Source organism: Pseudomonas sp. LB1P83 (assembly GCF_054897885.1).
Window position 1 is genome coordinate 3,244,415 of sequence record NZ_CM142709.1, and the last position, 25,957, is coordinate 3,270,371.

The 25,957-nt window shown below is 59.8% G+C and carries 25 protein-coding genes; 14 read left to right on the forward strand and 11 right to left on the reverse strand.

Features of this window, described 5'->3' with window-relative positions; genetic code table 11:
- Positions 1-106: 106 nt before the first annotated feature.
- Positions 107-1,057: a DUF1853 family protein gene (locus tag ACYZTY_RS14830; protein ID WP_461959143.1), complete on the forward strand. Its 951-nt coding sequence runs from the start codon at positions 107-109 to the stop codon at positions 1,055-1,057.
- Positions 1,058-1,162: 105 nt separating this feature from the next.
- Here the strand turns inward: ACYZTY_RS14830 and ACYZTY_RS14835 are convergent, their stop codons facing one another.
- The 3 genes from ACYZTY_RS14835 to ACYZTY_RS14845 all read right to left on the reverse strand — a co-directional run bounded on the left by ACYZTY_RS14835 (position 1,163) and on the right by ACYZTY_RS14845 (position 3,653).
- Entirely contained in the window at positions 1,163-2,446 is a 1,284-nt protein-coding gene (locus ACYZTY_RS14835; protein ID WP_461959144.1) for an arsenic transporter, read from the reverse strand.
- 30 nt (positions 2,447-2,476) lie between these two features.
- Positions 2,477-2,824 carry a metalloregulator ArsR/SmtB family transcription factor gene (locus ACYZTY_RS14840; protein ID WP_461959145.1) on the reverse strand — a complete coding sequence of 116 codons (348 nt, stop codon included), beginning with the start codon at positions 2,822-2,824 and terminating at the stop codon, positions 2,477-2,479.
- A gap of 268 nt (positions 2,825-3,092) precedes the next feature.
- Positions 3,093-3,653: an NADPH-dependent FMN reductase gene (locus tag ACYZTY_RS14845; RefSeq protein WP_461959146.1), complete on the reverse strand. Its 561-nt coding sequence runs from the start codon at positions 3,651-3,653 to the stop codon at positions 3,093-3,095.
- A gap of 174 nt (positions 3,654-3,827) precedes the next feature.
- Between ACYZTY_RS14845 and ACYZTY_RS14850 the strand changes: the two genes are divergently transcribed.
- Positions 3,828-4,088: a hypothetical protein gene (locus ACYZTY_RS14850; RefSeq protein ID WP_461959147.1), complete on the forward strand. Its 261-nt coding sequence runs from the start codon at positions 3,828-3,830 to the stop codon at positions 4,086-4,088.
- A gap of 88 nt (positions 4,089-4,176) precedes the next feature.
- On the forward strand, positions 4,177-5,070 hold the full coding sequence (locus tag ACYZTY_RS14855; protein ID WP_461959148.1) for a LysR family transcriptional regulator: 894 nt from the start codon (positions 4,177-4,179) through the stop codon (positions 5,068-5,070).
- Here ACYZTY_RS14855 and ACYZTY_RS14860 read toward each other — a convergent pair.
- The 3 genes from ACYZTY_RS14860 to dnaQ all read right to left on the reverse strand — a co-directional run bounded on the left by ACYZTY_RS14860 (position 5,036) and on the right by dnaQ (position 9,042).
- The gene (locus tag ACYZTY_RS14860) at positions 5,036-5,650 is read right to left on the reverse strand and encodes a GNAT family N-acetyltransferase (RefSeq protein WP_461959149.1); all 615 of its coding nucleotides are present in this window, start codon (positions 5,648-5,650) and stop codon (positions 5,036-5,038) included. The genes ACYZTY_RS14855 and ACYZTY_RS14860 overlap by 35 nt on opposite strands.
- Before the next feature lie 14 nt (positions 5,651-5,664).
- Positions 5,665-7,920 (reverse strand): Orn/Lys/Arg family decarboxylase, encoded by a 2,256-nt coding sequence (locus tag ACYZTY_RS14865; protein WP_461959150.1) that lies wholly within the window; start codon positions 7,918-7,920, stop codon positions 5,665-5,667.
- Positions 7,921-8,283: 363 nt separating this feature from the next.
- On the reverse strand, positions 8,284-9,042 hold the full coding sequence (gene dnaQ, locus ACYZTY_RS14870; RefSeq protein WP_010459800.1) for a DNA polymerase III subunit epsilon: 759 nt from the start codon (positions 9,040-9,042) through the stop codon (positions 8,284-8,286).
- Positions 9,043-9,231: 189 nt separating this feature from the next.
- Between dnaQ and ACYZTY_RS14875 the strand changes: the two genes are divergently transcribed.
- Entirely contained in the window at positions 9,232-9,534 is a 303-nt protein-coding gene (locus ACYZTY_RS14875) for a DUF2388 domain-containing protein (protein WP_461959151.1), read from the forward strand.
- A 111-nt stretch (positions 9,535-9,645) separates the two neighbouring features.
- Here ACYZTY_RS14875 and rnhA read toward each other — a convergent pair whose 3' ends face one another.
- On the reverse strand, positions 9,646-10,098 hold the full coding sequence (rnhA, locus tag ACYZTY_RS14880) for a ribonuclease HI (protein ID WP_008028618.1): 453 nt from the start codon (positions 10,096-10,098) through the stop codon (positions 9,646-9,648).
- Between the two features lie 91 nt (positions 10,099-10,189).
- The gene (locus ACYZTY_RS14885; protein WP_131062911.1) at positions 10,190-10,948 is read right to left on the reverse strand and encodes a class I SAM-dependent methyltransferase; all 759 of its coding nucleotides are present in this window, start codon (positions 10,946-10,948) and stop codon (positions 10,190-10,192) included.
- Between the two features lie 65 nt (positions 10,949-11,013).
- Here ACYZTY_RS14885 and gloB point away from each other — a divergent pair, with 65 nt between their 5' ends.
- From gloB to fabI, 8 genes are all read left to right on the forward strand, one after another.
- The gene (gloB, locus tag ACYZTY_RS14890) at positions 11,014-11,781 is read left to right on the forward strand and encodes a hydroxyacylglutathione hydrolase (protein ID WP_461959152.1); all 768 of its coding nucleotides are present in this window, start codon (positions 11,014-11,016) and stop codon (positions 11,779-11,781) included.
- A gap of 99 nt (positions 11,782-11,880) precedes the next feature.
- On the forward strand, positions 11,881-13,341 hold the full coding sequence (locus ACYZTY_RS14895; RefSeq protein WP_461959153.1) for a transglycosylase SLT domain-containing protein: 1,461 nt from the start codon (positions 11,881-11,883) through the stop codon (positions 13,339-13,341).
- A 318-nt stretch (positions 13,342-13,659) separates the two neighbouring features.
- Entirely contained in the window at positions 13,660-15,492 is a 1,833-nt protein-coding gene (locus ACYZTY_RS14900; protein WP_461959154.1) for an extracellular solute-binding protein, read from the forward strand.
- Positions 15,489-17,330 (forward strand): extracellular solute-binding protein, encoded by a 1,842-nt coding sequence (locus ACYZTY_RS14905; RefSeq protein WP_461959155.1) that lies wholly within the window; start codon positions 15,489-15,491, stop codon positions 17,328-17,330. Before ACYZTY_RS14900 ends, ACYZTY_RS14905 begins: the two co-directional genes overlap by 4 nt.
- Positions 17,331-17,334: 4 nt before the next feature.
- Positions 17,335-18,408: a microcin C ABC transporter permease YejB gene (locus ACYZTY_RS14910; RefSeq protein WP_010459785.1), complete on the forward strand. Its 1,074-nt coding sequence runs from the start codon at positions 17,335-17,337 to the stop codon at positions 18,406-18,408.
- 1 nt (position 18,409) lies between these two features.
- A complete protein-coding gene (locus ACYZTY_RS14915) occupies positions 18,410-19,429 on the forward strand; it encodes an ABC transporter permease (RefSeq protein ID WP_010459784.1) in 1,020 nt (339 codons plus the stop codon).
- Position 19,430: 1 nt separating this feature from the next.
- Entirely contained in the window at positions 19,431-21,041 is a 1,611-nt protein-coding gene (locus ACYZTY_RS14920) for an ABC transporter ATP-binding protein (RefSeq protein WP_461959156.1), read from the forward strand.
- A gap of 21 nt (positions 21,042-21,062) precedes the next feature.
- Positions 21,063-21,857: an enoyl-ACP reductase FabI gene (gene fabI, locus ACYZTY_RS14925; protein ID WP_008152082.1), complete on the forward strand. Its 795-nt coding sequence runs from the start codon at positions 21,063-21,065 to the stop codon at positions 21,855-21,857.
- A gap of 180 nt (positions 21,858-22,037) precedes the next feature.
- On the opposite strand, the gene ACYZTY_RS14930 is transcribed toward fabI, so the two are convergent.
- Positions 22,038-22,904: a LysR family transcriptional regulator gene (locus ACYZTY_RS14930; RefSeq protein WP_461959157.1), complete on the reverse strand. Its 867-nt coding sequence runs from the start codon at positions 22,902-22,904 to the stop codon at positions 22,038-22,040.
- A gap of 115 nt (positions 22,905-23,019) precedes the next feature.
- Between ACYZTY_RS14930 and ACYZTY_RS14935 the strand changes: the two genes are divergently transcribed.
- A complete protein-coding gene (locus ACYZTY_RS14935) occupies positions 23,020-23,445 on the forward strand; it encodes a VOC family protein (RefSeq protein WP_461959158.1) in 426 nt (141 codons plus the stop codon).
- Entirely contained in the window at positions 23,442-24,719 is a 1,278-nt protein-coding gene (locus tag ACYZTY_RS14940) for an amidase (protein ID WP_461959159.1), read from the forward strand. Before ACYZTY_RS14935 ends, ACYZTY_RS14940 begins: the two co-directional genes overlap by 4 nt.
- On the opposite strand, the gene ACYZTY_RS14945 is transcribed toward ACYZTY_RS14940, so the two are convergent.
- Together ACYZTY_RS14945 and ACYZTY_RS14950 are read right to left on the reverse strand one after the other, a co-directional pair.
- Positions 24,710-25,303, reverse strand: a complete 594-nt coding sequence (locus ACYZTY_RS14945) for a GGDEF domain-containing protein (protein ID WP_461959160.1) — start codon at positions 25,301-25,303, stop codon at positions 24,710-24,712. The two genes, ACYZTY_RS14940 and ACYZTY_RS14945, sit on opposite strands and share 10 nt — an antisense overlap.
- A 74-nt stretch (positions 25,304-25,377) precedes the next feature.
- On the reverse strand, positions 25,378-25,956 hold the full coding sequence (locus ACYZTY_RS14950) for a hypothetical protein (protein ID WP_461959161.1): 579 nt from the start codon (positions 25,954-25,956) through the stop codon (positions 25,378-25,380).
- Between the last annotated feature and the right edge of the window lies 1 nt (position 25,957).

The following is a 25,957-nucleotide window of genomic DNA, read 5'->3' on the forward strand; positions in this document are numbered from 1 at the left end:
CCTGAGGTCTGTGACGGCGAAAAACACGATTATGGTCGAAAGCGCGGGATAGACAAAATCCTTTCAGCCACAAGGGTGTACTCATGTTTAGGGCTATGCTCGCAAGATGATCCTATTTCCCGATTTGCTCCAGTTACCCCACCAGTTGCGCCACCCCGAAGTGCGCGACCTGGCCTGGGTCATCCTCGCGCCGCCGATGCTCGACATCACCCCGTGGCCGCAGCGTCATCCGCTGGCCGGCAGCGACTGGGTGCAGGCACCGGATCGGCTGGAACAGTGGCTGAGGCAACTCGACCGTGACAGTTATGACTTGCTGCACTGGCTGGCACAGGCCAGGACCCGGCGACTGGGCCTGTATTACGAACGTTTGTGGCAATACGCCGTGCGCCATGCCCCGGGTATCGAGTTGATTGCCGCCAATATGCCGATACGCCGCGAAGGCCACACGCTGGGTGAGCTGGACATGTTGCTGCGCGACCGCGATGGCGTGCATCACCTGGAACTGGCAATCAAACTTTATCTGGGCCCGCAGAAGGGTGACGGACACGACACAGCACAGTGGCTCGGGCCGGGTTGCCACGATCGGCTGGACCGCAAACTGGCGCACCTGTCGCAGCATCAGTTGCCGATTTCCGCCCGACCAGAGAGCCGCGAGGTGCTGGCGGCGCTGGATATCCAGCAGTTCAGCGCGCATCTGTGGCTGGGTGGCTACCTGCTTTATCCGTGGCCTGGGCAAGCCGAACCACCCAACGGCGCGCATCCGCAGCATTTGCGCGGCAGCTGGCTGCATCAGAAGGACTGGGCGGATTTTGTCGTGCAGCGTCCGTTCGGCCGCTGGCAACCCCTGCCCCGCCATGCCTGGCTGGCGCCGGCGCATTATTCTGTGGAACAGACCTGGAATATCGAACAGTTGAATGCGTGGCTCAGTGACCTGGAGCCTTCGGCCCCGGCGCAACTGATGGTGCGGCTGATCGAGAATGCCGACGGTGATTGGGAGGAAGCTGAGCGGTTGTTTCTGGTGGCGGATCTTTGGCCGAATGTGCCGGGTAGTGGCTGAGAATTGTAGTGTCTGGTCTGACCCCTTCGCGGGCAAGCCTCGCTCCTACAAAAGCACCCTACACCCTGTAGGAGCGAGGCTTGCCCGCGAAAGGGCCACCTCCGTCTAAATGGACAACCGCAACGCCAAAGCCGCCAATGTCACCAACAAAACCGGCACCGTCAACACAACCCCGACCTTGAAGTAATACCCCCAGCCAATCTGAATATTCTTGCGCTGCAGCACATGCAACCACAGCAACGTCGCCAGGCTACCGATCGGGGTAATCTTCGGCCCCAGATCGCTGCCAATGACGTTGGCATAAATCATCGCCTCCTTCACCACGCCCGTGGCCTGGCTTGCATCGATCGACAGCAAACCAATCAACACTGTCGGCATGTTGTTCATCATCGACGACAACAGCGCCGTCAGCACGCCCGTGCCCATGGCCGCGCCCCAAACGCCGTAATTCGCAAACCCGTCCAGCCACCCGGCCAGATACCCGGTAAGCCCGGCATTGCGCAGGCCATACACCACCAGGTACATGCCCAGCGAGAAAATCACGATCTGCCACGGTGCTTCTTTAATCACCTTACGCGTGGAAATCTTGTGGCCACGGGCGGCGATGGCCAGCAGCAACGCCGCGCATACGGCAGAAATGGCGCTGATCGGAATGCCCAGCGGTTCAAGGGCAAAGCAGCCGAGCAGAAGAATCACCAGCACCACCCAGCCGGCATAAAACGTGGTCTTGTCATGGATCGCGGTCGACGGAAGTTCCAGTTGTTCGGGGTCGTAATCCTTGGGAATGTCACGACGGAAAAACCACATCAGCATCGCCAGCGTGGCGGCAACACTGACGAAGTTGACCGGAATCATGACCGCCGCATATCGGTTGAAGGTGATATTGAAGAAGTCCGCCGAAACGATGTTCACCAGGTTCGACACCACCAGTGGCAGGCTTGCAGTGTCGGCGATGAAGCCGGCGCCCATCACGAACGCCAGGGTGGCGGCCGGAGAAAAGCGCAACGCCAACAGCATGGAAATCACGATGGGCGTAAGAATCAGTGCCGCGCCGTCATTGGCGAACAATGCTGACACCAACGCGCCAAGCAGCACCATATAAGCGAAAAGTTTACGTCCGCTGCCCCGCCCCCAACGGGCCACATGCAAGGCTGCCCAGGCAAAGAACCCCGCCTCGTCCAGCAGCAGGCTGATGATGATCAGCGCCACGAAGGTACCGGTAGCGTTCCAGATGATCTGCCACACAATCGGGATGTCACCCAGGTGCACCACCCCGAAAATCAGCGCCAGCACTGCGCCGAATACCGCACTCCAGCCAACACCCAGGCCTTTGGGTTGCCAGATCACCAAAGTGATGGTCAGTAGAAAAATCAGCGACGCGATGAGCATGCGGAGCAGCCTTAAAAGAAAATTCGGGGATTAGCAGCAGCGGACCGGGCGATCAGCCATTGCCTGCAAACGGTCGACATCAGCGGCCAGCCAGTCAACGTGATCGGCCAGTGCGCCCTGCAACAGTGTGATGACCCACGGCGACAATTGCGGGTGCAGGCGATAAAAAACCCACTGACCCTGACGCCGGTCTGCCAGCAGACCATTGCTGCGCAACTGCGCCAGATGACGGGAGATTTTCGGCTGGCTGAGCTCCAGCCCGGCCGTCAATTCACATACGCACAACTCGCCTTCGCGGGCGATCAGCAGTGCAATACGACTGCGCGTGTCATCGGCCAGGGCCTTGAAAATATCGACGGGACTGCGAGAAATGGACATGAGGGGACACGCCTCTGGACAAACGAGGCGTGAATATATGGAATTTCGAATATTCAGTAAAGCAAAGACTGGATTGCCCCGCTTCTGTAGCAGCTGCCGAGCAACGCGCTGTGGCGAGGGGATTTATCCCCGTTCGGCTGCGCAGCAGTCGTAAAACCTGAACGAACGGTCTGTCTGATGCACCGCGTTGCTTGATTTCACGACTGCTTCGCAGCCGAACGGGGATAAATCCCCTCGCCACAAAGCTGCTGCTACAGGGGATTTCCAGTCACTCTTTTTTGTGTTGTTCGACCCATGCCCCATAGGCATCGATAAATTTCTGCAAGAACGGCCTCACCGATTCGGACAACTTGCCGGCCTCATCAAACGCCGACCCGGCGCCGTTCAGATAGGCTTCCGGCTGCTGCATACACGGCACATCCAAAAACACCATGGACTGACGCAAGTGATGGTTGGCCCCAAACCCGCCGACAGCGCCCGGCGAAACGCTGATCACCGCACCCGGTTTGCCGCTCCATGCACTCTTGCCATACGGGCGCGACCCCACGTCGATCGCATTCTTCATTGGCGCCGGCACCGAGCGGTTGTATTCAGGGGTGACGAACAGCACTGCGTCGGATGAGCTCACTTGTTGTCGGAAAGTGCTGTAGGCTGCCGGCGGTGAAGCTCCATCGATGTCTTCGTTGTAGAGCGGCAAGTCGCCGATTTCGACGATAGTGAGCTTGAGATTGGCAGGCGCCAGGTCGGCCAGGGCCAGCGCAACCTTGCGGTTGATCGATTCCTTTCTCAAGCTGCCGACCAGTACGGCGATCGTGTAGACGTTGCTCATGGAAGATTCTCGACTGTTCGATGGAAAGACTTGTAGTTATAGATGACGAATCACCCAGTGGGCTGCTGAATTCACCGCCCCTGACTATTTTTTTCCTGTAGGAAAACTTACCTCGCCCAAGCACGGTCTACAGAACCGCAAATTGAGTGATTTATCTCCAGAGGTTCTAAGCAGATGGCAGCAGTACTCGTCGGTCAGTTCCATGCAAGAGACGCGGAAGGCCGTGTTTATTCCGTGCATGAGTTCCAGGAATCCACCCCGTCGGCAGACGGCCTCACTGGCTCGGTGCCTGTGACCACCTACAAACTGGCCATTGGCGATCGCGTCAAAAAGCTCGATGACAACCAGTTTCTGCTGGTGCAATCGGACGTCACCATCGTGCGCGAACCCGACACCTATGTCGGCAGCCTGCCGGAAACCACCGTCGCCTCATAACCCTGCGTTATGAGCAGAAGTCATATGCGCGCACTTGAGTTAGGATTCAGTCACTGACTCCCTCACCTGCTGAACATGGACTTCACGCATGCGTTTACGTCATATCGAAGTAATCCACGCGCTCTTGCAGACCGGTCACCTGGGCACCGCCGCCGAATGGCTGCAGTTGCCGGTGGCCGAGGTCGAAGGCCTTTTGCGCGACGCCGAGGATCAGTTGGGATTCATGCTGTTTTCCAGCGTGCGTGGACGTTTGCAGGCAACACGCGAGGCGCGGGAGCTACAGGTTGAAATCGCCCACGTCTACGACGCGCTAGAGCCGGTCCAGCGACTGGCCAGCAGCCTCAAGCAATATCAGGCGCACCCGCTGCGCATCATCTGCACCCCGCCGTTGGCGCAACAGTTGTTGCCCCACAGCATCGCGGCCCTGCGCCGACGCCTTCCCGATGCGCCTTGCACCCTGCTGAGCCAGCCCACCCGCGAAATCGTCAGAAGCCTGTTGCTGCGTGAAAGTGATCTGGGGCTGAGCCTGCATGATCCCGACCACGCCGACATTCATTGCCAGGTGATTGCCCAGGGCAAACTCCAGCTATTAGCGCCCCATGGCTGGCTGCAACCGAAACAGAAGTACATTTCGTTGCAGGATCTGGCCGGCCAGTCGATGGTTGGCCTGGAAGGTCATGACCCATTGAGCCCGGCGCTCGACAACAAACTGCATGCCTTGCGCCCTGCCCCGGTCATCCAGACCCGGGTGCAGACGCATCAGATGATGCGCAGCATGGTCGAGGCCGGCGAAGGCCTGGCGATCGTCGATCCGTTTACCGCCCTCGGTGCCAAGTCGAGCGGTCTGGATGCTTGCCCGTTGGCGCCTGCAGTGCCGATCAGCCTGTATGCCCTGACCCTGAAGAACGGCGAGCCAATGCCGGCCGTTCAGGTGCTGCTGGAGATCATCACGGAACAAGCCGCGGCGATGTTGTCGAGCTGAGCGGGTTTTCCAGCGGATTATCGAACAAGCGATACCAGAACAACGCCACTTCGGCGGTGTTCGGGTCGATGCCGCGATAACGCAGATGATCGATCCCGCCAATCACGAAACCACAGCGCTCATACAATCGACAGGCACCCAGATTGTTGTTCTGGGTTTCGAGCATAATGCCCGGCAGTTTCTTCTTGCGACTCCAGAACTGCGCCACGTCCAGCAGCGCCTTGGCCACACCGTGACGGCGCGCCGGCGCATGCACGGCCAACTCGTCGATATGGGCAAAGCCGTTCCAATTGGTGCTGACCACCAGATGGCCGACGGGCTCGTCATCGAGATAGGCCATGAATACCGCACTGTCGGCGGCATCGCGAAAACTGCTGAACTCTTCGGGATCGATGCCGTAGCACTTTCGATAAGGGGTGATCGGCGTTACCGGCCAATGCTCCACCGGTTTGCCGATTTCGGCTGCGCCATAGGCCACGACTTCAAAACTGAAGTCGCTGCCCCAGATATAGGGCGCGAAACCCTCGTCTGCGACACGCACCGAGAGGCCTGGGTATTTGGGATTCATGATCGGTTGCATACTCGGAAAGGTCCTCATTCCTTGATGCAATCAACGGTGTAAAGCCGTCCATTGCCCTCGTCTTCGTTTTGCAGTCCGTGCACATCAGCGACAAACCCGGGGAAACTGCTGTCGAACGTGCGAGCAAACGACAGGTAATCGATGATCGACCGGGTCGACTCGGTAAACCGCTCACCCGGCATGATCAACGGGATGCCAGGCGGATACGGAACCAGCATCACCGCGGCAATTCGCCCCTCCAGGGCATCGATCGACACAGCTTCCACCTCACCACGCACCAATTGATCATAGGCGTCAGCCGGCTTCATGGCGATTTCCGGCAGTACGGTGTACATGCGTTTGAGGTGCTTGGCCGTGGCATTGCTGCGATAACAGGCGTGCAATTGATCGCACAAATCCCGCAATCCCATGCCCTGATAACGCGCGACGTTCTGTTGCGCCACGCACGGCAGGCACGTTGCCAGACTGACGTTGGCGTCGTAACTGCGCTTGAACTCCAGCAGCTCGGTCAACAGCGTGCTCCATTTGCCCTTGGTGATGCCCATCGAGAACAGTACAAGGAAGGAATACAGGCCGGTCTTCTCAACCACCAACCCTCGTTCCCAAAGGAACTTGCTGACCACCGCCGCCGGGATTCCGCGCTCGCTCAGCGCGCCGCCCGCGGTCAGGCCGGGCATGACCAGGGTGACTTTGATCGGATCGAGCAACACGTAATCGTCGGTCACACCACCAAAGCCGTGCCAGTCGGCGTCGGGCTGCAGCAGCCAGTCTTCGGTGACAACGCGGTCAATGCCTTCCACCGAGGGCGGCTGCCAGATGGAAAACCACCAGTCATCCGCAGCGATGTGCTGGCGCAAATTGGCCAGGGCCCGGCGAAAACTCAACGCCTCATCGAACATTTCCTGCAACAGCGAACGCCCGGCCGGACCTTCCATCATCGCCGATGCCACATCCAGCGAGGCGATGATGCTGTACTGCGGCGACGTCGAGATATGCATCATGAACGCTTCGTTAAAGCGGTCGCGGTCCAATTGCCGCGCACCGCCGTCCTGGACATGAATCATCGAAGCCTGGCTGAACGCGGCCAACAGTTTGTGTGTGGAATGCGTGGTGAACACCAGCGGGCTGTCTTCAGCACGGGACGTGCCCATGCCGTAACGACCGGCGAAAAACTCGTGGAACGCCGCGTAGGCATACCAGGCCTCGTCGAAATGCAGGACCTCGACGCTGTTGCCCAGGTTCTGCTTGATCAGCTCGGCGTTGTAGCAGAGTCCGTCGTAGGTCGAGTTGGTCACCACGGCCAACTTGACCTTGGGCTCACGGCCCTTCGTCAGCGGGCTGGCGTCGATCTTGGCCTGAATAGACTCGCGGCTGAATTCGCTCAGCGGAATCGGACCGATGATCCCCAATTCATTGCGCTCCGGGCACAGGTACAGCGGAATCGCGCCGGTCATGATGATCGAGTGCAGCACCGACTTGTGGCAGTTGCGGTCCACCAGCACCAGGTCATCGCGAGCGACCATCGAATGCCAGACGATTTTATTGGCGGTCGAAGTGCCGTTAATTACGAAAAAGGTGTGATCGGCGCCGAAATTGCGCGCAGCCCTGGCTTCCGCCTCGGCCAGCGGGCCGGTGTGATCAAGCAAGGAGCCCAATTCCGGCACCGAGACCGACAGGTCCGAACGCAGGGTGTTCTCCCCGAAAAACTGGTGAAACGCCTGCCCGACCGGGCTCTTGTGATAGGCCACACCGCCGCCGTGACCGGGCGTGTGCCAGGAATAGTTTGAATCGGCAGTGTGTTGCACCAGCGCCTTGAAAAAGGGCGGGAGCAAACCATCAAGGTATTTGCGGGCCGCACGGGCCACTTGCCGGGCCAGAAAGGGCACGGTGTCTTCGAACAGATAGAGAATGCCGCGCAGCTGATTGAGCTCGGCCATGGCATCGGCCGGGGCGTTTTCCAGCGTCACTTGTTCGCCCAGCGCGAAGATTGGCAAGTCCGGCGCACGCACCCGCGCCAGACCGATCAGCTCAGCCATATTGTGTAACAAATGAGAATCGGCGCTGGCGTCTTCAGCGGCAATCAACATGCAGGAGAGGCCGTGATGGGTCGAAGCGACCAGCCGCCCTTCGGTGTAATCCACCGCCGAAACGATGCTGAAGCCTTCCTGCTCCAGCTCCCGGGCGATGCCGCGTACGCGGTCACCGGCGACGGTGTCGGCCTTGATGTCGCGATGGACGATCAACACCGGGAATTTCAAATCTTTATACATGAGGCTCAGTGTCCTGAGGTTGCAGACCATAGCCTGCCAATCACCTCAGGGTAGAGGGTTCAAGCGCATGTGGCGAGCGCGACGCCCCGAAGCGGGTCAATGAGTGCACCATCATGTGGCCATCAAACACTAGCTAAAACAGAGATGCCGGGCCTTTGTAGCAGCTGCCGAGCCTGCGAGGCTGCGTCCGGCGACGAAGTCGCCGTAAACCCTGCAAACACGGTCTTCCTGGAACACCGCGGGGGCTGATTTCACGACGACTTCGTCGCCGAACGCAGCCTCGCGCAGCTCGGCAGCTGCTACGGGCCAGGTGTGCCGGTTCTACTCAACACAGCCTGCCCCCTCCCCCCGACATATGACAGGTCAGGCCTGTGCCTTGGCCTCGACCAGTTGCTGCCACAGTGACGGGGCACCAGCAGACTTGGCGATGGCTTCCAGGCGCGCGACGTGCCGGGCCAGGTCATCTTCGCTGGCGGGGATGATCCGGGTAGGCTGGCGATCGGCCGGCAAGCGGCGGATTTCGGTGGCGGAGTTGTCCGCGCCTTCACCGGAACCGTTGCCATCAGAGGCATTACCGGCCAGCGACAGGCTGGTCTGGCCGCCGGTCATCGTCAGGTAAACGTCAGCGAGGATCTCGGAGTCGAGCAAGGCGCCGTGGAGTTCACGGCCCGAGTTGTCGACGCCATAACGTTTGCACAACGCGTCGAGGCTGTTGCGCTGACCCGGGTGACGTTCCCGGGCCATCATCAGGGTGTCGAGGATCGAGCAGTGCTGAGTGATGTCCGCACGATCGTGCTGGCCCATCAGGGCGAATTCGTTGTTGATGAAGCCAACGTCGAACGCCGCGTTATGGATGATCAGCTGCGCGCCCTTGATGAATTCGAAAAATTCATCGGCCACTTCAGTGAAACGCGGTTTGCCCACCAGGAATTCGTTGGTGATGCCGTGGACGCCGATGGCGCCTTCGTCACTCTCGCGATCCGGTTGCAGGTAAACGTGGAAATGCCGGCCGGTCAGGCGCCGACCGATCAACTCGACACAACCGATTTCGATAATCCGGTGGCCGTCGGTCACCGGCATGCCGGTGGTTTCGGTATCGAGTACAACGGATCTGGTGGCCATCAGTGCTCAGCTCTCAACGGGTCAATCGTGCAAAAGCGGCGATGTTAACACGCTCGCGGGATCCGGCGCGCGCACAGCCAGGTGACCGGGGCTCATGCCGTTTTTAACAATCATTAGCAATGTTCATAAAGTCTGGAGCAGAACGGATTGTTAGCGTGCGGGGCTTGTTTCCAAGGGATTGAGTCCGCCATGAAGACCGCACGATTCCTATTATTGAGTACCTGTCTGCTGGGCACAGGCGCCCATGCCACCAGTTTGGTGATCAGCACTGACGTGACGTTGAGTGTGACGCTGAGCTCGAGCAAAGGCACCAGCGGGTCATTCAGCGATGACAAGATTGTGCTGGCGGCGAAGGATGATGCGGCGGCGTTTGTGGCGAGCGAGGGAACGATATACGGGGCGCGAATCGAGGCGGCGTTTTTGCGGATTCGCGGGATGGTCAACGATCAGTATTCAGACCGACAACTGGCCACCGCAATCTTGATGCTGTGACGCCCTGTAGGAGCGAAGCTTGCTCGCGAAGAACGATAACGCGGTCACTCTGTCACACCGCGGCGCCTTCTTCGCGGGCAAGCCTCGCTCCCACAGGGATCGGTGGAATCATCAAGCCTGCTTGTACCCACGCACTTCATCCACGCCACGGTTGGCCAGTTGGTCGGCCCGTTCGTTGCCGTGGTGGCCGATGTGCCCGCGCACCCATTTCCAGGTGACGTTGTGGCGGTTGACCTGCTCATCCAGCAGCTTCCACAAATCAGCGTTTTTGACCGGTTCCTTCGCCGCCGTTTTCCAGCCGCGTTTCTTCCAGTTGTCCATCCACTCGTTGATGCCTTTCATCACGTACTGGGAGTCGGTCACCAGCAGCACGTCGCAGGAACGCTTGAGTTCTTCCAGGCCGCGGATCGCGCCCATCAGCTCCATGCGGTTGTTGGTGGTATTGGCTTCGCCACCCCACAGTTCCTTTTCAACGCCTTTGCACACCAGCAATGCGCCCCAGCCGCCAGGGCCAGGGTTGCCTTTGCAGGCGCCGTCGGTGAAGAGTTCTACGCTATCGCTCATGCCAATCTATCCAGAAAATGCGGTGGCTCGCCGATCAGTGACCGACGATGCCCGAGGCCGGGGCAAACCCGACCGGGAAATAAATAATGTGTTACGGCTCGATGTTGCGACGGTTGACCTTGGCCATCGGCAATGGAATCAGCTTGCCCATCGGTTCGCGCCGTTCCTGGCGGACGGGCCGCAGGCCCACCACGATCTTGCGCGCAACCAGTAAATAGAAGCCGCCACCCGACAGTTGCCAGTCACCGGCCTTGCGCTCCCAACCGGCCAGACGAGCCTGCCAGGCGGGTGACGCAAGCGGCGGACGATAGCACCCGAAGCGGCGTTTCTCCAGCGCGAAGCCCAGCAGATTGAGCCAGTCGCCGACCCGCGACGGCGAGATGCAGCGAGCCTTGCGCAAGCCGTCGTGCGCGAACACATGGCGCAAGCCCCAGCTGCTCCAGGGATTGATTCCGATGATCAGCAGATGCCCGCCGGGCCGCACGCTGCTCGCGGCTTCACGCAGCAAACCGTGGGGCGACAGGCAGAAATCCAGACCGTGCTGCATCACCACCACATCAGCGGCATGCTCGCTCAACGGCCAGGCCTGCTCTTCGCAGACAATCTCGACACCCGGCAACGGCGCACCAAGCCGCACATTGCGCTGAACCTGGGGTGCCGACGGCGGCGTCTGGGCGGACGGACCGTAATGCACCAGGTAACCACCGAAGAAGCGGCCCAGCTCGTCTTCGAGCATGCGACGCTCTTCGTCCAGCAGAAATTGCCCGATCGGGCCGGACAGCCATTCACGGGCTGCGCTGATCAATGCCAGCCAGTCAGGATCGGCCTGAGCGAACGCTTTATCAGTCATTGCATTCTCCAACGCGCCAGGAAGTTCTAAGATGCGCCATTGTTTTCCGCTTGGCGAATCCGACGATGATACAGATCAGTGCCCTGCCCGCCTTCACCGACAACTACATCTGGTTGTTACAAGACCACAACACCCAGCGCTGCGCCGTGGTCGATCCGGGTGATGCTGCGCCCGTGCAAGCCTGGCTGGCAGCGCATCCGGGTTGGGTATTGAGCGATATCCTGGTCACTCACCACCATCATGATCATGTCGGCGGCGTCGAGCAGCTGAAAAAAGCGACGGACGCGACAGTCTACGGCCCGGCCAGCGAAACCATCCCGGCGCGGGACGTGGCGCTCAAGGATAACGACCGCGTCAGCGTGCTGGGCTGGGAGTTCGACGTCTTTGCCGTTCCCGGACACACCCTGGGACATATTGCCTATTACCATCACGGCCTGCTGTTCTGCGGCGACACCCTGTTTGCCGCCGGTTGCGGGCGATTGTTCGAAGGCACGCCGGAGCAAATGCACACCTCGCTGAGCCGCTTCGCTGCTCTGCCTGAAGATACGCTGGTCTACTGCACCCACGAATACACCCTGAGCAACCTGAAGTTCGCCGCAGCGGTCGAACCGGGCAACCCTGACACCGCCGCACGTCTGGAAAAAGTCACCGCGCAACGTGCAGCCGGAATCATGACGCTGCCCTCTACTTTGGCGCTTGAGAAGCTGACCAACCCGTTTTTGCGTGTCGACGAAACATCCGTTAAAGAAAAAGTGGACGAACGGAATGGAACCCAAAACCGGGCTCCGAGTGCGGTCTTTGCTGCTCTTCGGGCTTGGAAAGATAAGTTCTAAGTAGCCGGCCCGTTGGTACAAAAATTCTGAATGGTTGACCGCAAGGGGTACGCTTTCTAGAATCGCCCGACATTTTTGCCCGGAACATACTTCCAGCCAATGTCGTCATCTATTCGTAAAGCCATCAATTCAGACGCATTGACCCGCTTGGCTCAAGCCATAGCGGTGGCTGTGTCCGCCACTCTGGCGGGCTGTTCCAGCCATGTGCCGCAGACCGAAGCGACACACACTCCGAATATCGCCGCTCGCGCCAAGCAGAAACCTATCTGGCTCAGCGAAAAACCGACTCCGCAAATACCACAAGATGTCTGGGAGCGCATGCGCCAAGGCTTCCAGTTGCAGGACAGCCTGGGCGTCAACCCGCGCATCGAGCAACAGCGCCTATGGTTCGCCAGCAACCCGTCCTTCCTCGAAAACGCCGGCGAACGCGGCAGCCTCTACATTCACTACATTGTCGAACGCCTTGAAGAACGCAACATGCCGCTGGAACTGGCGCTGTTGCCGGTGATTGAAAGCGCCTACAACCCGATGGCCTATTCCCGGGCCAACGCGGTTGGATTGTGGCAATTCATTCCCTCCACCGGGCGTTACTTCAACCTGCGTCAAACCCGCTTCTATGATGGCCGTCGCGACATCACCGCCTCGACCACCGCGGCCATGGATTACCTGACCCGCCTGCACGACATGTTCAACGGTGACTGGCTGCTGGCCCTGGCGGCCTACAACGCTGGTGAAGGCACGGTCAGTCGCGCTATCGAGCGCAACGAAAGACTCGGCCTGCCGACCGATTACTGGAACCTGCCGCTGCCCGCCGAAACCCAGGCCTACGTGCCGAAATTGCTGGCCTTGTCCCAGGTCGTACTGGCCCCCGAAGCGTATGGCGTGAACCTCAACCCGATCGCCAACGAACCGTACTTCCAGGTCGTCGAAATCAACCAGCGTATGGACCTGTCCAAGGTCGCCGCGGTGGCCAACATCGACGAAGACGAGCTGTTCCAGCTCAACCCGGCCTTCAAACAGCGCACCACCATCGACGGCCCCCAGCATTTGCTGGTGCCAACGTCCAAGGCGCAACTGCTGACAGCCAGCCTCTCGACCATGCGTCCTGAAGAGTTGATCAGCAAGAAGTCGCTCAAGCCGGTCTTTGAAGGTGCTGATGAATCCGAAATCGCCAGCCTCAAACGTGCCTACCGCGTAAAACGTGGCGACAACCTCGCCGCCATCGCCAAGGCCAACAAGGTCGACGTCAAGGACCTGCAACGCTGGAACAAGATGACCGGCAAGAACCTCAAGGTCGGCCAGACCCTGGTGATGCAGGACACCAACAAGCGCAGCAGCAGCAGCGGTCGCGTCAACACCGTCGTGGCGGCGAACAGCAAGACCAACAGCAAAGCCGCCAAGGAAAAGCCGCAGACCCAATACAAGGTTCAGCAAGGCGATTCGCTGTACATGGTTGCCAAACGTTTCAACGTTGAAATGCAACACCTCAAGCGCTGGAACCCGCGTGTCGGTCAGGCTCTCAAGCCTGGGCAGATGTTGACGGTGTCTTCACCGCGCTAAAAACGAGCCCCTGATTTCAGGGTTTTTTTTTGCCCCAAAGTCCTGTTCAAATCCATAGCAGCTGGCGAACTGTGGCGAGGGGATTTATCCCCGTTGGGCTGCGAAGCGGCCCTCAGCATTTCATTCGCACTACGCATTTATAGGGTTAACGACTGCTGCGCAGCCGAACGGGGATAAATCCCCTCGCCACAGTTCGCCAGCTGCTACAAGGGTCGCGCGTGTAATTAACAACGCATTAAGCCAGTGTCTTTTTCCTGTCGATACAAGCTGTTACTGTACGGGCCACAAAGCCCAAGCCGCCTGGATCGGATCTCTGACTTGAAGCGTCCCCTCCTCCTGTTCCTGATCAGCCTGGCCTTGAGCTCCCCCGCTAGCGCGACGATCAGCGAAAGCCACGGTTATGCGCAGTTCGGCACGCTCAAGTACCCGGCCAGATTTACCCACTTCGACTGGGTCAACCCGCAAGCGCCCAAGGGCGGTACGTTGCGGGTGATGGCGTTTGGCACCTTCGATACGCTCAACCCCTACACCTTCAAGGGTTCAAGCCCGGTTTCCACCCCCAACTTCCTGCAGTACGGCATCAACGAGCTCAACGAACCGTTGATGGTCGGCACTGGCCAGTACGCGCCGTCAGGCGGTGAGCCGACCTCCAGTTATGGCCTGATCGCCCAATCGGTGGAATACAGCGAAGACCGCAGCTGGGTCGTGTTCAACCTGCGCCCCGAAGCGCGGTTCCACGATGGCACACCGATTACCGCCTACGACGTGGCGTTTTCCTATCGTTTGCTGCTCAAGGAAGGCCATCCGCAGTACCGCACCAGCCTTCAGGAAGTGTTGCGGGTCGACATCCTCAATCCGCAGCGCATTCGATTCGTCTTCAAGCGCGCCGGCAATCCGTTGCAGATCCTGCGCCTGGGCGAATTGCCGGTGCTGCCGCAGCATTACTGGAAAGGGCGTGATTTCAAGGCCACCACCTTCGAACCGCCACTGGGCAGCGGGCCGTATCGCATTACGTCGGTAACACCGGGACGTCAGATCATTTTCGAACGGGTCAAGGATTACTGGGGCAAGGACCTGCCGGTCAATCGGGGCAAGTACAACGTCGATCGCATGGAAGTCGAGTTCTACCGCGACAGCGATGTAGCCTTCGAAGCCTTCAAGGCCGGCGAATTCGACATTTACATCGAACACCAGGCGAAGAATTGGGACAACGGTTACAACTTCCCGGCCGTGCGCCGCGGCGACGTGATCAAGGCGCAGATCCCGCACCAGATTCCGACCCAGACCCAGGGCCTGTTCATGAACAGCCGGCGCCCGGCCTTCTCCGAGACCAACGTCCGTGAAGCGCTGGGGCTGATGTTCGACTTCGAGTGGACCAACCGCACCCTGTTCAGCGGCGCGTACAAGCGCGCCATGAGTTACTACCCCAATAGCGAGTTCTCCGCGACAGGCCTGCCGGTCGGGCACGAATGGCTGATGCTCAAGCCGTATCGCGAGCAGTTGCCCGCCAAGCTCTTCACCGAGCCGTTCAGCCTGCCCAAGACCGATGGACGCGGCATTCCCCGTGAAACAATGCGAAAGGCCCTGGCGCTACTCGCCGAGGCCGGCTGGAAGCTCAATGGTCAACGGATCGAGAACGCCAAAGGTCAACCGCTCAAGCTCGAGATTCTGCTGGTCAACCCGAACCTGGAACGCATCCTTCAGCCTTACGTCGAGAACCTCGCCAGCATTGGCATCGACGCGCGGCTGCGCACCGTCGACCGCGCCCAGTACAAACAACGTCTGGACCAGTTCGATTTCGACATGATCCTGATGACCCAAAACCAGACTCTCAGCCCGGGACTGGAGCAATGGCAGTATTTCCATTCCAGCCAGGTCGGGGTCAAGGGCAGTAAAAACTACGCCGGCATCGCCAACCCGGTGGTCGATCACCTGCTCGAACAACTGCTAGCCGCGCAAACCCGCGACGAACAAGTCGCCGCCGGCAAAGCCCTGGACCGGGTCTTGCTGTGGCAGCACTACATCATTCCCAACTGGTACCTCAATTATCACCGCCTGGCCTACCGCAACCGGTTCGCCTTCGTCACCACGCCGCCCTACACCCTGGGTCTGAGCGCCTGGTGGCTGAAATCTTCGGAGAAAGATCGATGAAACCCGTACGCGCCCTGCTCTTGCAGGCCAGCGGTCTGCTGTTCGCCGGGCTGGCCTGCGCCGCCCCGCAACATGCCGTGACCCTGTACAACGAGCCGCCGAAATACCCGGCCGACTTCAAGCATTTCGACTACGTGAACCCCGACGCGCCCAAAGGCGGGATCTTTCGCCAGGCCGGGTTCGGCGGCTTCGACAGCCTCAACCCGTTCATCAGCAAAGGCGTGCCGGCCGACGACATCGGCATGATCTACGACACCCTGGCCAAACAGGGTCTGGACGAACCGTTCACCGAATACGGGCTGGTCGCCGGCAAGATCGAGAAAGCTCCGGACAATAGCTGGGTGCGCTTCTACCTGCGTCCTGAAGCGCGCTTCCACGATGGTCATCCGATCCGCGCCGAAGACGTGGTGTTCAGCTTCCAGATGCTGACCACGGACGGCGCCCCGCTCTATCGCGGTTACTACAGCGATGTCGAGGAAGCGGTCGCCGAAAACCCGCTCACCGTGCTTTTCAAGTTCAAGCACACCAACAACCGCGAACTGCCGCTGATCCTCGGCCAGTTGCCGGTGTTGCCGAAGCATTGGTGGGCGAACCGCGATTTCAACAAAGGCAACCTTGAAATCCCGTTGGGCAGCGGCCCCTACAAGGTCACCGAAGTGAAGGCCGGGCGCTCGATACGCTATGAGCGGGTCAAGGATTACTGGGGCAAGGACCTCCCGGCCAACCGTGGTTTCTACAACTTCGACGTGATGACCACCGACTACTACCGCGACAACACGGTGGCGCTGGAAGCCCTCAAGGCCGGTCAGTTCGATTTCTGGCTGGAGATGAGCGCGAAGAACTGGGCCAACGCCTACAACATCCCGGCGGTCACCGAAGGCCGATTGAACAAGGAACAGATCCCCAACGGCAACCCGACCGGCATGCAGGGCTTTGTGTTCAACCTTCGCCGCCCTGTGTTCCAGGACGTGCGCGTGCGCCAGGCGTTCACGTTGTTGCTGGACTTTGAATGGACCAACAAGCAACTGTTCAACGGTGCCTATGTGCGCACCCGCAGTTTCTTCGAAAACTCGGAAATGGCCGCGACCGGCCTGCCTGACGCCGATCAGCTGGCGATCCTCGACCCGTTCCGCGGCAAGATTCCCGAGCAGGTGTTCAGCGAAGCGTTCCAGAACCCGATGACCGATGCCAGCGGCATGATCCGCACCCAGCAGCGCAAGGCCTACCAATTGCTGCAAGAGGCTGGCTGGCGGATCGTCGACGACAAGATGGTCGACGCCAACGGCAAACCGGTGACCATCGAATTCCTGCTGGCCCAGACCGAATTCGAACGCGTGCTGCTGCCGTTCAAGCGCAACCTCAGCGACCTGGGCATTGACTTGGTGATCCGCCGGGTCGACGTCTCGCAATACATCAACCGCGTGCGTTCACGGGACTTCGACATGATCGTCGGCAGCTTCCCGCAGTCCAACTCACCGGGCAACGAACAGCGCGAATTCTGGATGTCCGCCGCCGCCGACAAGCCCGGTAGCCGCAATTCCATGGGCCTCAGGGATCCGGTGGTCGATCAACTGGTCGAGCAGCTGATCAACGCCGATTCGCGCAAAAGCCTGGTCGCTCACGCCCGGGCACTGGACCGCGTGCTGCAATGGGGCTATTACGTGATCCCCAACTGGCACATCAAAACCTGGCGCGTGGCGTACTGGAACCACATCGGTCACCCGAAAGTCTCTCCCAAATACGACATCGGCACGAACACCTGGTGGGTCAAGCCTGACGCGACACCGGCGATAGAAGTCGAAACCAAACTGCAAGCCGACCCTGCGGGCACGGAGTAATCAGATGCTGGCGTATATTTTTCGGCGACTGCTGCTGATCATTCCGACCTTGCTCGGCATTTTGTTGATCAACTTCGTGATCATCCAGGCCGCCCCCGGCGGGCCGGTAGAGCAGATGATCGCCAAGCTCGAAGGCTTCGAAGGCGCCACCAGCCGCATTGCCGGCGGCGGTGCCGAAGTCTCGGTGGCCGGCTCCGCCTATCGCGGCGCGCAAGGCCTGGACCCCATGCTGGTCAAGGAAATCGAACACATGTACGGCTTCGATAAATCGGCGCCGGAACGCTTGTGGATCATGATCAAGAACTACGCCACCCTGGACTTCGGTGACAGCTTTTTCCGCGACGCCAAGGTCATCGACCTGATCAAGGAAAAGATGCCGGTGTCGATCTCGCTCGGGCTGTGGAGCACGCTGATCATGTACCTGGTGTCGATCCCGCTGGGGATCGCCAAGGCGACGCGACACGGCAGCCACTTCGACGTCTGGACCAGCTCGTTGATCATCGTCGGCTACGCGATCCCGGCATTCCTGTTTGCGATCCTGCTGATCGTGGTGTTCGCCGGCGGCAGCTACCTGGACTGGTTCCCGCTCAGGGGGCTGACCTCGAACAACTTCGATGAACTGAGCACCGGCGGCAAGATCCTCGATTACTTCTGGCACCTGGCATTGCCGGTGACAGCACTGGTGATCGGCAACTTCGCAACCATGACCCTGCTGACCAAAAACAGCTTCCTCGACGAAATCAACAAACAGTACGTGGTCACCGCCAAGGCCAAGGGCCTGACCAATCACCGCGTGCTTTACGGTCATGTGTTCCGCAACGCCATGCTGCTGGTGATCGCCGGTTTCCCGTCGGCGTTTATCGGGATCTTCTTCACCGGCTCGTTGCTGGTGGAAGTGATCTTCTCCCTGGATGGCCTCGGCTTGATGAGTTTCGAAGCGGCGATAAATCGCGATTACCCGGTGGTGTTCGGCACGCTGTTTATCTTCACCTTGCTCGGCCTGGTGGTGAAATTGATCGGTGACCTGACCTACACCTTTGTCGATCCGCGCATCGACTTCGAAAGCCGGGAGCATTGAGATGAATCTGTCCCCGCTCAATCGCCGACGTTTCGAACTGTTCAAGGCCAACAAGCGTGGCTGGTGGTCGCTGTGGCTGTTCCTGGTGCTGTTCGGCCTGAGCCTCGGCGCCGAGCTGATTGCCAACGACAAACCGCTGGTGGTGCATTACGACAACGGCTGGTACTTCCCGGCGCTCAAGCGCTACCCGGAAACCGCGTTCGGCGGCGAATTCCCGCTGGAAGCCAACTACAAGAGCCCATATATCCGCGAACTGCTCAAGGCCAAAGACGCCTGGGTGCTGTGGGCGCCGATTCCCTACAGCTACCAAAGCATCAATTACGACCTGAAGGTCCCGGCGCCCGCGCCACCGTCAGCCGACAACCTCCTGGGTACTGACGATCAGGGCCGCGATGTGTTGGCGCGGGTGATTTACGGCTTCCGGATTTCGGTGCTGTTTGCGCTGACCCTGACCATTCTCAGCTCGATCATCGGCGTGATTGCCGGCGCCTTGCAGGGGTTTTATGGCGGCTGGGTGGATCTGGCCGGGCAGCGTTTCCTGGAGATCTGGTCCGGGCTGCCGGTCCTGTACTTGCTGATCATCCTCGCCAGTTTCGTGCAGCCGAATTTCTGGTGGCTGTTGGGGATCATGCTGCTGTTCTCGTGGATGAGTCTGGTGGACGTGGTGCGCGCCGAGTTCCTGCGCGGCCGCAACCTTGAATACGTGCGTGCGGCCCGGGCGCTGGGGATGCAGAATGGTGCGATCATGTTCCGCCACATCCTGCCCAATGCCATGGTCTCGACCATGACGTTTATGCCGTTCATTCTGACCGGCGCCATCGGTACCCTGACCGCGCTCGACTTCCTGGGCTTCGGTTTGCCGCCGGGCGCACCGTCGTTGGGTGAACTGGTGGCCCAGGGCAAATCCAACCTGCAAGCGCCGTGGCTCGGTATGAGCGCGTTTGCGGTGTTGGCGTTGATGTTGAGTTTGCTGGTGTTCATCGGCGAGTCCGCTCGCGATGCCTTCGACCCGAGGAAGTGAAATGAATCAGGACAATCTGATCGAAGTGCGCGACCTGGCCGTCGAATTCGTCGTCGGCGATCACTGTCAGCGGGTAGTGGAAGGTGTCAGCTTCGACATCAAGCGTGGCGAAACCCTGGCGCTGGTGGGCGAAAGCGGTTCCGGCAAATCGGTGACCGCACACTCGATCCTGCGCCTGCTGCCCTACCCGCTCGCCCGGCATCCGTCGGGGACCATCGAGTATTCCGGGCAAAACCTGCTGAGCCTGAAAGAGAAAACCATCCGCCACATCCGCGGCAACCGGATCGCGATGATCTTTCAGGAGCCGATGACCTCGCTCAATCCGCTGCACTCGATCGAGAAGCAGATCAATGAGGTGTTGAGCACCCACAAGGGCCTGATCGGCAAAGTCGCGACCAAGCGCACGCTGGAGTTACTGGAGATGGTTGGCATTCCAGAGCCGGAGAAACGTCTCAAGGCCCTGCCCCATGAATTGTCCGGCGGCCAGCGTCAACGGGTGATGATCGCCATGGCCCTGGCCAACGAGCCGGAGTTGCTGATCGCCGACGAACCGACCACCGCGCTGGACGTGACCGTTCAGCTGAAAATCCTCGAGTTGCTCAAGGAATTGCAGGCCCGTCTGGGCATGGCATTGCTACTGATCAGTCACGATTTGAACCTTGTGCGAAGAATTGCGCATCGCGTATGTGTCATGCAGCGCGGTTGCATCGTCGAACAGGCATCGTGCGAAGAGTTGTTCCGCGCGCCGCAGCATCCGTACACTCGGGAACTGCTGGCAGCGGAGCCCAGCGGCAAGCCGGCGACGAACGTAATCGGCCCGCCGCTGCTGCAGGTCGAGGACCTGAAAGTCTGGTTCCCGATCAAGAAAGGCTTTCTGAAAAAGACCGTCGACCACATCAAAGCGGTGGACGGGATCAATTTCAGCCTGCCCCAGGGCCAGACCCTGGGGATTGTGGGAGAAAGCGGTTCGGGCAAGTCGACACTCGGTCTGGCGATTTTGCGGCTGATCGGCAGCAAAGGCGCCATCCGTTTTGAAGGCAAGCAGCTAGACTGCCTGACGCAGGGCGAGGTTCGGCCGTTGCGCCGGGAAATGCAGGTGGTGTTCCAGGACCCGTTCGGCAGCCTGAGCCCGCGGATGTGCGTGAGTCAGATCGTCGGCGAAGGCCTGCGGATCCACAAGATGGGCACTGAGGCGGAACAGGAACAAGCGATTATTGCGGCATTGAAGGAGGTAGGTCTGGACCCGGAAACCCGGAACCGCTACCCCCATGAATTTTCCGGCGGGCAGCGGCAGAGAATCGCCATTGCCCGGGCATTAGTGCTAAAACCGGCGTTGATTTTGCTGGACGAGCCGACTTCGGCCCTCGACCGCACTGTGCAACGCCAAGTGGTGGAGCTTTTGCGTTCACTGCAAACCAAGTACAACCTGACGTATTTGTTTATCAGCCATGACCTGGCTGTCGTCAAGGCGCTGAGCCACCAGCTGATGGTGGTCAAGCATGGCCAAGTGGTCGAACAGGGAGACGCGCAAAGTATCTTTGCCGCCCCCCAACATCCGTATACACAGCAGTTGCTGGAAGCCGCTTTCCTGGCTCCAGCCACTGCGCAATAACCTGAAAGAGAGGAGCAACACATGGGTTTTCTCGCCGGTAAGCGCGTACTGATCGTCGGTGTCGCCAGCAAGCTGTCCATCGCATCCGGCATCGCTGCCGCCATGCATCGCGAGGGCGCTGAGCTTGCCTTCACTTATCAGAACGACAAACTCAAGGGTCGTGTCGAAGAGTTCGCACAAAGCTGGGGTTCCAACCCTGACCTGTGCTTCCCGTGCGACGTGGCCAGCGATGAAGAAATCGCCAAGGTCTTCGTTGAACTGGGCAAGAAGTGGGACGGCCTGGATTGCATCGTGCACTCCGTCGGCTTCGCCCCGGGCGACCAACTGGACGGCGACTTCACCGAAGCCACCACCCGTGAAGGTTTCCGCATTGCTCACGACATCAGCGCCTACAGCTTCGTGGCCCTGGCTAAAGCCGGCCGCGAAATGATGAAAGGCCGCAACGGCAGCCTGCTGACCCTGTCGTACCTGGGCGCTGAGCGCACCATGCCGAACTACAACGTGATGGGCATGGCCAAGGCTTCGCTGGAAGCTGGCGTGCGTTACCTGGCCGGCTCCCTGGGCCCGGACGGCACCCGCGTCAACTGCGTATCGGCCGGCCCGATTCGTACTCTGGCTGCTTCGGGTATCAAGAACTTCCGCAAGATGCTGGCCGCCAACGAAGCGCAAACCCCGCTGCGTCGCAACGTCACCATCGACGAAGTCGGCAACGCCGGCGCCTTCCTGTGCTCGGACCTGGCGTCCGGCATCAGCGGCGAAATCATGTATGTAGACGGTGGTTTCAACACCACTGCGATGGGTAGCCTGGAAGAGTAATCTTCCGCTAGCCCATAAAAAACCCGCCTCGACAGGCGGGTTTTTTGTGCCTGAGATTTCAGGCGTGATGCAAATCCCCTGTAGGAGTGAGCCTGCTCGCGATAGCGATTGATCATTCACCATCGATGTCGTCTGACATGACGCCATCGCGAGCAGGCTCGCTCCTACAGGGGTTTGTGGCTAGTCCTCGGTTTGGGTCAGGCACCGGGCAAAAAGCTGCTGAATCGGCTGCATCCGCTGGCTATAACGCTGCAACAGCACAATCTCCCGATAGAACGTCAACTCGCCCAACGGGATAATCCTGACCTTCGCCCCATGCTCAAGCCATAACCCGGCCTCGGGCAGCAGTGAAACGCCGAGCCCGCATTCGACCATCTTCACGATGGCTTCCAGTTCATCCAGTTCCAGCGCCACGTGCACTTCAATCTGCTGCTCACGCAAAAACCGCGTCACCAGGCGACCGCCAAATGAATTGCGGTCGTAGCGCACGTGCGGGTGGCTCGCGAGGACCTGCAACGGGTCATTGCCCTCAAGGTCCATTGGCACAATCAACACAAACGGTTCCCGGCGGATAACCTGCGCCGACAGCTCCTTGGGCAGCTCGAACGGCGGCTTGATCAATATCGCCAAGTCGACCTCCCCGGTGTCCACCTGGCTCAACAGGTTCAATGACACACCCGGCACCAGTTTCGGCTCAAGCAACGGCGCCTGCTGCCTCAACCGCAAAAATGCCTGGGGCAACAACCCGGTCTGGACCGTGGCCACCGCGCCAATTTTCAGCTCGCCGCGATACTCGCTGACATCATCACTGACGGCCATGCGGCTGAATGTCTCGAGGATTTCCTGCGCCATCGGCAAGGCCCGTTGCCCGGCGGCATTGAGAACCGCCTGACGCCCGGTGCGATCGAACAGGCGAATGCCCAGCGCCTGTTCCAGATTGCGTATCTGCGCGCTGACCGCCGACTGCGTCAGGCCGATGTGCATCCCGGCGGCCGCGAACGTGCCGTAGCGCGTCACGGCAATGAAGGTTTTCAATTCGCGCAGCATAGGCATTCTCGATTGATCGAAATTATTTGTGCTCGACGCAAAAACTATCGTCTTTCAATCAAAAAGCATAGCGCTAAACTTAGCCTCGTCCCCAAACAACAAGAAGGCGAACCTCATGCAACTCTCCCCTTTTCACCTGGCTATCCCGGTTTACGATTTGGCCGCTGCCCGGCGTTTCTATGGCGAAGTGTTCGGCCTGGAAGAAGGCCGTTCCAGCGACCACTGGGTCGACTTCAACTTTTTCGGCCATCAACTGGTGATTCACCTGGCACCGAAAAACGCCTCTCAGGAAGCCGCACACACCAATGCCGTGGACGGTCATAACGTGCCGGTGCCGCATTTCGGTGTGATTTTGGGAATGGAGGAATGGGAGGCGCTGGCGGAGCGTTTGAAAGACCTCGGTACACGCTTTGTGATCGAGCCCGGCATCCGCTTTCAGGGTTTAGTGGGTGAGCAAGCCACGATGTTTCTCTTCGACCCCTGCGGCAACGCTTTGGAGTTCAAGGCTTTCAAGGACATCTCTCAGGTGTTTGCCAAATGATCCGCCCGGACTTTGACGCCACCACCCTCAGTGAAGCGGTGGTCAATGGCGATACGACCGCGGCCGCCATCGCAGAATCCTTCCTTGAGCGCATCCAGGCGCAGGAGCCGGATATCCAGGCCTTCGTTTCGTTCGACGCCCGGCAGGTACGCGCCGATGCTGCGCAGAACAACGGTCGTGGCCTGTTGGCCGGCATACCCGTAGGCATCAAGGACATCTTCGACACCGCCGCCTACCCCACGCAATTCTTCTCACCCATTTACACCGGCCATCAACCCGCCCGGGACGCCCACGTGGTGACGCTGTTGCGCCAGGCCGGCGCGCTGGTCATGGGCAAGACTCACACCACCGAGTTTGCTTACATGCACACCGGTCCGACCCGCAATCCCCACGACCTCGCTCGCACGCCAGGCAGCTCCAGCGCGGGTTCGGCGGCCGGGATGGCGGCGGGTTTCTTCGCCTTGGCGCTGGGTACCCAGACCGCTGGCTCATTGCTAAAGCCGGCATCCTACTGCGGCCTCTTCGCTTACAAACCGTCGCTGGGACTGGTGTCGCTGGAAGGTGTGAAACCGCTGGCGCCGAGCTTCGACACCGTGGGTTGGTACGGAAGATCGGTACGCGATCTGCACCTCGTGGCGCGCGTGTTGATTCCCGGTTTTGTCGTGCCGGACGTCGAGCGGCGTCCACTGCGACTAGGCTTCTGCCGCACGTCGCGCTGGGATCAGGTGGACCCCGAGGTGGCCCACGCTCTGGAGCAGGCAGCCGATCAGTTGAGCCGCGCTGGCCATCACGTGAGCGAACTGCAACTGCCCGACGAGTTTGCCGGTGTATTCGACGACCATCAGCTGATTAACGATTGCGAAGGTGCCCGCTCGCTGGCGAAGGAGTTTCAACGACACCGGACCCAATTGAGCCCCTCGACACTGGCCATGTTTGAGCGTGCGGCAGCGACAACATGGGAACAGGAATCCGCTGCCAAGGCGCGCCTGGCCACCCTCGCCCCACGCTTGAATGAGCTTTGCCAACCCTTCGACGCCATGCTCGGCGCCTCGTGCGGGATGGTTGCGCCCATGGGTCTGGAAAGCACCGGACCGTCGGATTTCATCAAGTTCTGGGGCGCGTTTGGCTGGCCGCAGGTCAATATTCCGCTCAAACGCGCGGAAGGCAGCCTGCCGATCGGACTACAGATGATCGGGAAGTTCAGGGATGACGGCCGGTTGTTGAGAGCCGCCGGGCAGGTTACATCGGTTTTGCACCGCGCCACTCAAGAATGATGAGTGGCGTGCATCGCCTGATCGGCCAGGGCCAGCACGTCTTCGGCTGTCTGATTTAGCCGAGGATTAAACTCGATCTGGCCAATGCTGTAACGAATGGCAAAACTGCGATTCGCCGTGGCATTGCGCTCGGCGAGTATTTCTTCGAGGCGTGCCATGATCGCAGGCAGCTCTACAACGCTCGCCCCTGTCAGCAGAGCGACAAACTTGTCGTTACCCAGTCGGCCGATCACATCGCTTTCGCGAAAGGCAATGCGCAACACGTCAGCAAAGGTTTTCAGGGCGTTGTCGCCCTCTGCTCGACCGTACAGGTAATTGATTTGCTTGAAATTATCGAGATCGAAAAACAGTAGCGTGGCCGGTAATGCCAACTGCTGGCAGGCGTCCAGCCCTTGTTGGGCCAGCGCTGTAAACCCGTGACGGTTGGGCAACAGCGTCAACTCGTCCATACTCGCCATCTGCACACCCATCAGCTCTTGCTCGGCCTTACGAGCCAGATCGCGCAGCCGTTCACGCTCCTTAAGTGGCGAACGCATCGGGTCTGTGCAAGCACCTCGCTTGACCGGTTTGCCTGGGATCAGCATTACTCACTCCATTGGCAGATATGCACTTTAGAGTCGTGCGTACCCGGATTGACTCCCTGTTAACGGACCGCCGGTCAACTGCCCTGCACCGGACACGGCCCACCCGCGTCAGCCCACAGCTTGAATTGGGTGACGAAAATGTCGTGGGGCACCGGCACCGGCGCCCTTCCCTCGCCCGGATTCCAGCCCCAGAGCACCAGCTTGTCCTCACTGACGTGCTTGATCAATGCCGCGAAATCACGGTCACCATTACTGGAACGGTCCTTGATCATCGCGCACAACCTATCGGCCGGCAGACCGATCCAGGCCATCTTGTGCGCGGCTGGCGGCAAGCTCCAATGCGGCGCTCCCGGTGGTGTATGCGGCCCGTAACTGGCGGGCGGATTGGTCTCGGCGTGACAGGTCGCGCAGGGCAAACCGGCAGCGCCCTTGCCGTCCATCCCGCGCACCACGCTCATTGCATGAAGAATCCCGGCGTCGAACTGCAACGGCGAATCGCCCGGGATATGACAGTTCTGGCAACGTGGGCTCTGGAACACCTTCTGCACCGTATCAAACGCCTTGATGGCTTCCTTGTCGTCAGCAAGCACGTGCTCGGCATAGACGGCCAGGCCGACCAACACCACCGTGCCAAGAATCAGATGTCGTTTCATG